This window comes from Rhizobacter sp. P1_G5 (genome assembly GCF_056405435.1).
On the sequence record NZ_JBFUCB010000014.1, the window covers coordinates 17,462 to 27,308 of the forward strand.

Here is a 9,847-nt window from a genome sequence, read left to right on the forward strand (position 1 = left end):
CTCATGCGCGCAGCACCAGCGACACCTTCGTCGCCGGCCCGCCGCGCACCGTCCCCGGGGCCGGCGCCGCCTGCTGCGTGACCTGCTGCATCACCATCAGCACCAGCCGGCGCAGCCCCTGCCACGGCTCGAACGGCCAGTCGGGGTGCTTGAGCCCCTTGACCAGGCCATCGCAGACCTGTGCCGCCTCGACCAGCTGCGACAGGCCGTCGTCGCCCAGCAGCGGCGCTGCGCGCTCGAACAGCCGCTCCTTCGCGCCCCAGACGCGCGCGTCGCGCAGCGCGAGCGCCAGCGGCTTGCCGGCATTCATCGCATCCTTCACGCGGCGCAGCGCGAGGATGTCGTTGGCCAGCGTCCAGTGCACCAGCACCGCCGCCTCGCCCTCGGCCTCCAGCCCGTCGAGCATGCGCAGCGCGCGCCCGACCTGCCCGGCCAGCACCGCCTCGCCGAGCTTGAACACGTCGTAGCGCGCCACGTTCAACACCGCCGACTCGATCTGCTCGAAGCTCAGCTCCCCCTGCGGGTACAGCAGCCCGAGCTTCTGCACCTCCTGGTGCGCCGCCATCAGGTTGCCCTCGACCCGGTCGGCGAAGAACGCGAGCGTGTGCTGCCCGGCCTCGCCGTCCTGCACCTTCTGGCCCTGGCCGGCGAGCCGCTGCGCGATCCAGGCCGGCAGCGCCCGCCGCTCGATCGGGTCGACGCGCAGCGTGACGCCGGCGGCATCGAGCGCGACGAACCAGGCGCTGGCCTGCTGCGTGCGGTCGAGCTTGGGCAGCTGCACCAGCGTGACCACGTCGTCCGACAGCGTCTCGCAGTAGCGCTGCAGCGCCTGCGAGCCGTCCTTGCCGGGCTTGCCGGACGGGATGCGGATGTCGATCAGCTGCTTGTCGGCGAACAGGCTCAGCGCCTGCGACGCCCCGAGCAGGCTGCTCCAGTCGAAGTGCGCACCGCTGACGGTGTGCACCTGGCGCTCGGTGTGGCCGGCCGCGCGTGCGGCGGCGCGGATCTGGTCAGCCGCCTCTTGCGCGAGCAGCGGCTCGTCCCCGTGGATCGTGTAGAGGCGCTTCAGGCCCTGGCGCAGGTGTTGAGGGAGTTGGTCAGCACGCAGCTGCATGGGCGGAGTCGTGATTCAAAGGTCGATGTTCAAAGAGATTGCACCGACGCCAGCCGGCGCAGCACCTGCGAGGCGATGTCGGTTTCCATCGCGCGGTAGAGCAGCGTCTCTTCGTGCTCCTTCGCGAGCGCGATGCTCTCGTTGTAGGTCATGTCGCGCGTCAGCAGGATCTCGCTGGCAGGGATCAGCTCCTTGCCCATCGGCGTGCGCAGCCGGAAGCTGAAGCGCGAGCGCAGCTGCACTTCGAGCACCTGGCCGGCGGTGCCGGACGAGACGACGCCCTTCTCGCGCACGTCGTTCAGCGACTCGAGCACCACCTCGGCCAGCGACGCGGCCTCGACGATGCGGGTCGCGTTGACCGACTGCAGCGCGCGCCGCAGGTCGCCGGCCAGCGGCGACTGCGGCTTGAAGCCGCTCAGCTGGATGGCCTTGAAGTGCAGCTCCGGCGCGCGGCGCAGCTCGAAGCCGCAGCCGGCCAGCACCGCGGCGAAGGACGACAGCAGGACCGTGCGGCGTTGCATAAGCGGTTCGCCGCCGGGCCGCCCCAAGGCGAACGGCGCCCCTCGGGGGCAGGAGCGACGCGACTGGGGGGCCATCTTCCTAGACCACCACGTTGACGAGGCGGCCCGGCACCACGATCACCTTCTTCGGCGGCTTGCCCTCCGAGAACTTGACGAAGTCCGGGCTCGCGACCGCCGCCGCCTCGATCGCGGCCTTGTCGGCGGTGGCTGCCACCGTGATCGCGCCGCGCGTCTTGCCGTTGACCTGCAGCACCAGCTCGATCTCGTCCTGCTTCAGCGCGGCCTCGTCCACCTCCGGCCACGGCGCGTCGAGCAGGTCGCCCAGGCCCTTGGCGTAGCCGAGGTCGGTCCACAAGGTCCAGGTGATGTGCGGGCAGGCGGGGTAGAGCGCGCGCAGCAGGATGCCGAAGCTCTCGCGCACGACCGCCGGCGCATTCCCGGTGAAGCCTTCGAGCGCCTTCAGCAGCTTCATCGCGCCGGAGGCGACGGTGTTGTACTGCATGCGCTCGTAGTCGTAGCTGATCTGGCGCAACTGCGTGTGCACCTCGCGGCGCAGCGCCTGCGCCTCCTTCGGGATGGCGCCCGAGATCTCGCCGCCGCCGATGATCACGTCGGCGTACTTCGCGGCGAAGCCCCACACGCGGCGCAGGAAGCGGTTCGCGCCTTCGACGCCCTGGTCGTTCCATTCCAGCGTCTGCTCCGGCGGCGACGCGAACATCACGAACAGCCGCGCGGTGTCGGCACCGAACTTCTCGATCAGGTCCTGCGGATCGACACCGTTGTTCTTCGACTTGGACATCGTCGTCCAGCCCTCGTACACCACCGGCTTGCCGCTCTCCTTGTGCACCGCCGACAGCACGTGGGCGTGGTCGTCGCGCACGATCTCGAGGTCATGCGCCCAGAAGTAGTCCTTGCCGGCACCCTCGTGCGTCAGCGAGAAGGCCTCGTTCAGCACCATGCCCTGCGTCAGCAGCTTCGTGAACGGCTCGTCGACCTTCACCAGGTGCAGGTCGCGCATCACCTTGGTCCAGAAGCGCGCGTACAGCAGGTGCAGGATCGCGTGCTCGATGCCGCCGATGTACTGGTCCATCGGCATCCAGTACTGCGTGCCGGCACCGACCATCGCCTTGTCGTTCGTCGCATCGCAATACCRCATGAAGTACCACGAGCTGTCGACGAAGGTGTCCATCGTGTCGGTCTCGCGGCGTGCGGGCTTGCCGCACACCGGGCATGCGACGTTCAGGAAGTCGGCGCGCTTGTTCAGCGGGTTGCCGCTGCCGTCGGGCACCACGTCTTCGGGCAGCACGACCGGCAGGTCCTTCTCGGGCACCGGCACCGCGCCATGCTCGTCGCARTGGATGATCGGGATCGGCGTGCCCCAGTARCGCTGGCGRSTGACGCCCCAGTCGCGCAGGCGCCAGGTCGTCTTCTTCTCGCCCAGGCCCTTGTGGGCCAGCGCCGCGGCCACCGCATCGACCGCCTTCGCGTGGTCGAGCCCGCTGAAGTTGTCGGAATTGATCGTGATGCCGCGCTGCTTGTCGCCGTACCACTCCTGCCAGTGGTCGTAGCTGAAGTGCTCGCCGTCGATCGTGATGACCTGCAGGATGCCCAGGTCGTATTTCTTCGCGAACGCGAAGTCGCGCTCGTCGTGCGCCGGCACGCCCATCACGGCACCGTCGCCGTAGCTCATCAGCACGTAGTTGCCGACCCACACCGGCACGTCCTCGCCGGAGATCGGGTGCTGCACGACCAGGCCGGTGGGCACGCCCTTCTTCTCTTGCGTGGCCAGCTCGGCCTCGGTGGTGCCGCCGGCCTTGGTCTCCTCGATGAAGGCGGCGACCGCGGGGTTCGTGGCCGCGGCGTGGGCGGCCAGCGGGTGCTCGGGCGCGACCGCGCAGAACGTCACGCCCATGATGGTGTCGGCACGCGTCGTGAACACGTACAGCCGGCCGCCGCCGATCGGCTGGCCGTCAGCGCCGGCGATGCGGTGCGGGAAGGCGAAGCGCACGCCCTCGCTGCGGCCGATCCAGTTCTCCTGCATCAGCTTGACGCGCTCGGGCCAGCCGGGCAGTTGCTCCTGCACGTAGTCGAGCAGCTCGCCGGCGTATTTCGTGATGTTCAGGTAGTAGCCGGGGATCTCGCGCTTCTCGATCACCGCGCCCGAGCGCCAGCCCTTGCCGTCGATCACCTGCTCGTTGGCGAGCACGGTCTGGTCGATCGGGTCCCAGTTGACGACCTGGGTGCGGCGCTCGGCGATGCCGGCCTTCAGCATCTTCAGGAACAGCCACTGGTTCCAGCGGTAGTAGGCCGGCGAGCAGGTCGCGATCTCGCGGCTCCAATCGATGGCCAGGCCCATCGCCTRCATCTGCCGCTTCATGTAGGCGATGTTGTCGTAGGTCCACTTCGCCGGCGGCACCTTGTTCTTGATCGCCGCGTTCTCGGCCGGCAGGCCGAAGGCATCCCAGCCCATCGGCATCAGGACGTTCATGCCCTTCATGCGCAGCTGGCGCGTCAACATGTCGTTGATCGTGTAGTTGCGCACATGGCCCATGTGCAGCTTGCCGCTCGGGTACGGCAGCATCGAGCAGGCGTAGAACTTCTGCTTGCTGGCGTCTTCCGTCACGCGGTAGGCATCGGCAGCGGTCCACGCGGCCTGGGCGGCGCGTTCGATCTCGGTGGGCTTGAAGTCGGGAGTCATCGGTTACGGCGCCGTGGGGTGGCTCGGGGGGCGAGGGGCGATTATAGGAACCGGCCTCGTTATCCCGCCGCCTTGTCTTCGACGCGGCCGGTACGTCCGTCTTGGAATCAATCCAGCCTCGCGGCCCACTCAGTCGGAACCTGCCGCAGCCCCAAGCCTCTTCGTCACAGCCTCACAGAGTCACCGCCATGAGTCTCAAGATCGGAATCCACCCTTCGAGCGTCACCCCGCCGGACCCCGCCACGACGGGMACCACGGGCGCTTCCAGGTCGTCGCCGAGGTTCGAGACGCTGCGGCGGGGCGCCCAGACGGCCACCGGGGGCCTGGTCGACTTCGGCACCCAGACCGGACTCATGATGCGGCTCGCTGCGGCCGCCGAGGGAAAGGGGCCGGACTGGCAGGCATTGCGGGAGGAAGTGCTCTCCAACCTGCCGCTCGAGCCCGGGTCGCTTCAGCTCTCCTTCAAGAAAGCATTCGAGCAAGCCGAAGCATCCGCCGGCCCGCCGGGCAGCCCCGCCTACACCAGCGCATTGAAGCAGCTGAAGACGGCGTTCACGATGACGCGCATCCTGCAGCTGAGTTGACTCGTCAGGCCCGGTCCGCCTCGGCCTGCTTCAGCCAGTCGAGGAACCAGCGCGCCGCCGGCCCCGGCGGCGCATCCTTGCGGTGCACCGAGCGCATCGCGAACGACGGCGGCGTGAACGGCAGGCCCTCCACCTCCAGCGTCACCAGGCTGCCCTGGGCCAGGTCGGCCTCGACCTGCGGGCGCGGCATGTGCCCCCAGCCGAAGCCGGCGCGCAGGAACGCATGCTTGGTGCTCAGGTCCGCCAGCCGCCAGGTGATCGGCGAGACGACGCCGTAGTCACGCCCGTCGGTCATGCGCGAACGGTCGGTCAGCACCAGTTGCACGTGCTGCTCGATCACCGCACGCGGGATCGGCCCGTCGTGCGACGCCAGCGGGTGGGTCGGCGCCACCACCGTGACGGCCGCCACGTCGAGCAGCGGTTGCGATTCCAGCGTGTCGGGCACGTCGGGGAGGCTGCCGATCACCGCGATGCGGCACTGCCCGTCGAGCACCGGCTGCAGGATCGCACCCATCGCATCCACATGCAGCCGCAGCGGCGTGCCGGGGAATTCGTGGCGGAACGCATCGACCGCCTGCGTCAGCCATTCCATCGGGAACAGCGCATCCATCGCGACCGACAGCTCCGGCTCGAGCCCGTCGGAGAGGCTCTTGGCGCGCGCCTTGAAGCCGTCGACGCCGCGCGCGACGATGCGCGCGTCGGCCAGCAGCGCGCGGCCTTCGTCGGTCAGCGTCGGCAGGCGGCCGCTGCGGTCGAACAGCGTCACGCCGATCTGGCGCTCCAGCTGCGCGATCGCCTGGCTCACCACCGACTGGGTGCGGTGCAGCTTGCGCGCCGCACCGGAAAAACTACCTCGTTCGACGCAGGCGATGAAGATCTTCAGCTGGTCGAAGGTGACGGGGTCACGCATGGGACGGCAAGGCTCCGGGGATCAGAACGGCAATGACAGGTAGTACTGGCCCAGCTCGGTCAGCTGGCCGTCCTGCTTGTCGACGAGCAGGCTGCTGAAGTGGGTGTCGTTGTCCCAGCGGCCGGTGAACCAGGCGTAGCGGTAGACGTCGGCACGGGCCTCGAGCATCGCGACCATGTCCTTCATCTGCTTCTTCTGCTTGACAACACTGTCGATCTGCGCGTCGCCGTCACCCTGGTGCCAATTCGCAAATTCGGTGACCCAGAACGTCTTGCCGTATTTCTTCAGGCGGTCGAGCTGCGCGTCCAGGCCGTAGTCGTACCAGTGGAACGAGAGCATGTCGATGCGCGGATCGCGCCCGCCGTTGGCGTTGCGGTAGGCGGTGTAGAAGGCATCCATCCAGACCACGGGATCCGTGAAGCCATTCAGGGTGCCCCAGGTGATCTGCGGGCCGACGATCTTCACCCCGGTCTTGGTCGCCAGCGCCTCGAGGCGCGGCCAGGCCGCCGCCGCATCGGCCGGCGTCGTCGTCGCCTGGCCGTACAGGTTCGGCTCGTTGATCACCAGCAGGTACTTGTACTGCGGGTTGGCCTTCAGCAACGCCTCGATCTCGGCGTCGTTGAACGCGAAGTTCCACACCATCGGCACGAAGTCGGTCCCGGTGGGCGGTGTCAGCTTCGGTCGCGGCGACCAGTTGTACCACCAGGACACGCCCGGCACGAGCGCGTTCAGGTCGCCGGCCGTCGCCACGTCGTAGGCGATGCCGCGCTTGAAGCTCTTCGCGGCCGGTGCGGGAGCAGGCGCCGGCGCCGGCGCAGGGGAAGGCGCCGGCGAGGGTGCAGGCGCAGGAGCAGGCGATGGGGCCGGTGCCGGTGCGGGAGCAGGTGATGGCGACGGTGCGGGTGCCGGCGAMGGCGGCGTGCCACCCACGGGCGCCGGGGACGGCGACGAATCGCTGCCGCCGCCGCAAGCGGCCAGTGCGGCCGTGGCCGCGGACGCGAGCGTCACGCCGAGCAGGCGCCGGCGCAGCCGGCTGTCGAGGTCATGGGGATCGTTCATCGGGAGCTTTCGCTTTTCAACGGTGCAGGCAGGCAGTCGCCCATGGGGAATGCGGGTTGCAGTTCGCATGCCACTGCCGCCGGACCCCAAAGTGGAACCGTCTATCACTTGCATCTGACGCAAACCGTCGATGCGAGGGCCAAACTTTGTCGGACGCCTCCTGCCGCCCCGACGCAATGTGCATCCCTCTTCCGAGGGTGGTGTATTTCAGGGAACTTTCGCCACCGAGTCCCGCCACACGAAAGTCGGCTCGAAGATGTGGGTCACGGGCAGCGTGCTGCCATAGCACTCGTTCAACAGATAGCGCGACGCGTTCGACACCACGTCCTGGATCGGAATGCGCACGCAGGTGAGCCGCGGGTTGCTGTACGAGGCCGGCTCGGAATCGTCATAGCCGACCACCGACACCTGCTCGGGCACGCGCAGCCCCGCGTGCTGCAGGCGCGAGATCGCCGCGATCGCCATCACGTCGTTCGCACCGAACAGGCCGGTGAACGGCACGCGCCGCTCCAGCAACTGCGAAGCCGCACGCCAGCCGCTCTCGGAACTGAAATCGCCTTCGACCTGCGGCACCGTCTCGCGCGCGATGCCATGCGCGGCGAGCTCCTCATAGAAGCCGGCCAGGCGCGCCTCGTTGTCGGGCGCGGAGTTCGGCCCCGAGATCACCGCGATCTGCCGATGCCCGCGGCTCAGCAGCGCCTGCGCCGCGAGCCGCCCGCCGACATGGTGGTCGGCCGAGAAGCACTGCGCCTCGAGCGTCGGCACCAGGCGGTTCAGCACCGCGAGGCGCGGCTGCAGGCGGTGCAGCGCGAGCAGATCCTCGTCGAGCAGCTCATTGCTCTGCAGCATCAGGCCGTCGCATTCGCGCTGGATCAGGAACGCGGTGCCGTCCAGCGCCTGCTGGCGCCGATCGCCGTGCCCGCAGCCGTTGGCGGCCACCATGTGGCGATCGAACTCGCGCAGTTCGGCATCCATGGTCTGCAGGATGCGGCCGAAGAACGGACCGCTGAAATCGGGCACGAAGACGCCGATCATGCCGAGCGTGCGCGACGACAGCGCCCGCGCGAGGCTCGACGGCCGGAAGCCGAGCTGGCGCACCGCGCCCTGCACCCGCTCCACCGCCGCCGGCGAGGCCGAGCCCCGGCCGGAGATCACGCGCGATGCGGTGCCCACCCCCACCCCCGCCAGCCGCGCCACGTCCTTGATGGTTGCCATTCGTCGCCCGTGAGAGAACCCATACCGAACCGGGAATCATAGGGAGTGGCCAGAGGCCGGGTTTTCCCCAATGTTGAATGACCGCAGAGGTGCTGAAATGCGTTCCGCTCTTTGGAACCGGTTCCAATTGAGGTGGCATTGTAGTGCCTGGACGTTCCGTCAAGTCAAGCAGTGGGTCGAGAAAGGTGTGGAGTGAGTACGAATTCGGCGAAGTACAGTGCAGAGCAGTTGGAGATTCCCAAGGATTCGAGGCTCTGGTCGCCCGACTTTCTGTTTGGTACCGCCACGGCGTCTTATCAGATCGAAGGCGCCATTCATGAAGATGGGCGCATCCCGTCGATCTGGGATACCTATTCCAATACCCCTGGCATGGTATTGAACGGGGACACCGGCGAGTTTGCCTGCGACCATTACCACCGCTGGCCGCAGGACCTGGAAATCATCGAGGAACTGGGCGTGCAGGCGTATCGCCTGTCGATCGCCTGGCCGCGCGTGATGGACGCGAAGAACCAGCCGAACCCGAAGGGCCTGGCGTTCTACAAGCGCCTGCTGGAGGCACTGAAGGCCAAGGGCATCCAGGCCTACGTGACGCTGTACCACTGGGACCTGCCGCAGTGGATCGAGGACCGCGGCGGCTGGACCAACCGCGAGGTGGTCTACCACTTCGCCGAGTACGCCGAGCTGGTGAGCCGCGAGTTCAAGGGGCTGGTGACGGCCTGGGCCACGCTGAACGAGCCGTGGTGCTCGGCCTTCCTGGGCTACGCCGTCGGCCGCCATGCGCCGGGCCGCCAGAACCTGCGCTACGCGACGCAGGCGATGCACCACCTGCTGCTCGCACACGGCACCGCGGTGGCGATCCTGCGCCGCAACGACCCGGGCGCGAAGGTCGGCATCGTCGCCAACGTCGGCGCCGCGGTGGCCGAGACGCCGTCGCCGAGGGACCAGGATGCCGCCTACCTGTTCGAGGTGCAGCACAACGACTGGATCCTCGACCCGCTGCTCAAGGGCAGCTACCCCGCCGACCTGTGGCGGCTGTGGCCCGGCGCCGAGCCGCTGGTGCTCGATGGCGACCTGCAGACGATCGCCGCGCCGCTCGATTTCCTCGGCATCAACTATTACTTCCGCACCCAGGTGAAGAGCGACGGGCGGCATGGTTTCATCGAAACCGACATGCCCGGCGTCGAGCGCACGCAAATGGGCTGGGAGGTTTATCCGCAGGGCCTGGCGCGCTTGCTGAAGGGATTCCACGCGAATTACCGGAACCTGCCGCCGATCTACATCACCGAGAATGGCATGGCCTCGGACGACAAGGTCGTCGACGGCCGCGTCACCGACCCGTCGCGCATCAGTTTCATCAGCCGCCACCTGCTGGCGGTGGACGACGCGATGCGCCACGGCGTGGATATCCGCGGGTATTTCATCTGGTCGCTGCTGGACAATTTCGAGTGGGCGTATGGGTATGAACGCCGCTTCGGCATCGTCCATGTCGACTACGACACCCAGGCGCGCACCTGGAAGGACAGTGGCCGCGTCGTGCAAGCCTTCATGAAGGCGCGACCCTCCAGGACCTGATCCCCCGCTAGACAGCTTCACCCCCCAATGAGCCGGAGTGCTCGAGTTTCACCACAGGAGACAGACATGGCGTTTCAATTGAAGGCAGTTCTCGCCGGCATGGTCGTGGGCTTCGGCGCACTCGGCGTTGTCACCCCGGCCCAGGCCCAGGTGAAGGCCGAGGTGATCCACTGG

At 68.0% G+C, this 9,847-nt stretch carries 8 protein-coding genes; 2 read left to right on the forward strand and 6 right to left on the reverse strand.

Annotated elements, in window-relative coordinates; genetic code table 11:
- Position 1: 1 nt before the first annotated feature.
- The 3 genes from holA to leuS form a co-directional block, all read right to left on the reverse strand.
- A complete protein-coding gene (gene holA / locus AC1D12_RS02345; RefSeq protein ID WP_477824771.1) occupies positions 2–1,114 on the reverse strand; it encodes a DNA polymerase III subunit delta in 1,113 nt (370 codons plus the stop codon).
- Positions 1,115–1,143: 29 nt separating this feature from the next.
- Complete coding sequence (locus AC1D12_RS02350; RefSeq protein ID WP_477824772.1) at positions 1,144–1,635, reverse strand: LPS-assembly lipoprotein LptE; 492 nt, start codon at positions 1,633–1,635, stop codon at positions 1,144–1,146.
- A gap of 79 nt (positions 1,636–1,714) precedes the next feature.
- Positions 1,715–4,333 carry a leucine--tRNA ligase gene (gene leuS, locus AC1D12_RS02355; protein WP_477838673.1) on the reverse strand — a complete coding sequence of 873 codons (2,619 nt, stop codon included), beginning with the start codon at positions 4,331–4,333 and terminating at the stop codon, positions 1,715–1,717.
- Between the two features lie 188 nt (positions 4,334–4,521).
- On the opposite strand from leuS, the gene AC1D12_RS02360 reads away from it, so the two are divergent.
- On the forward strand, positions 4,522–4,917 hold the full coding sequence (locus AC1D12_RS02360; protein ID WP_477824773.1) for a hypothetical protein: 396 nt from the start codon (positions 4,522–4,524) through the stop codon (positions 4,915–4,917).
- 4 nt (positions 4,918–4,921) lie between these two features.
- On the opposite strand, the gene AC1D12_RS02365 is transcribed toward AC1D12_RS02360, so the two are convergent.
- The 3 genes from AC1D12_RS02365 to AC1D12_RS02375 all read right to left on the reverse strand — a co-directional run bounded on the left by AC1D12_RS02365 (position 4,922) and on the right by AC1D12_RS02375 (position 8,101).
- Entirely contained in the window at positions 4,922–5,827 is a 906-nt protein-coding gene (locus AC1D12_RS02365) for a LysR family transcriptional regulator (protein ID WP_047501383.1), read from the reverse strand.
- A gap of 21 nt (positions 5,828–5,848) precedes the next feature.
- Positions 5,849–6,886 (reverse strand): glycosyl hydrolase, encoded by a 1,038-nt coding sequence (locus AC1D12_RS02370; RefSeq protein WP_477824774.1) that lies wholly within the window; start codon positions 6,884–6,886, stop codon positions 5,849–5,851.
- Positions 6,887–7,093: 207 nt separating this feature from the next.
- Positions 7,094–8,101: a LacI family DNA-binding transcriptional regulator gene (locus AC1D12_RS02375; protein ID WP_477824775.1), complete on the reverse strand. Its 1,008-nt coding sequence runs from the start codon at positions 8,099–8,101 to the stop codon at positions 7,094–7,096.
- A 192-nt stretch (positions 8,102–8,293) separates the two neighbouring features.
- Between AC1D12_RS02375 and AC1D12_RS02380 the strand changes: the two genes are divergently transcribed.
- Positions 8,294–9,673: a GH1 family beta-glucosidase gene (locus AC1D12_RS02380; protein WP_477824776.1), complete on the forward strand. Its 1,380-nt coding sequence runs from the start codon at positions 8,294–8,296 to the stop codon at positions 9,671–9,673.
- Positions 9,674–9,847 lie beyond the last annotated feature (174 nt).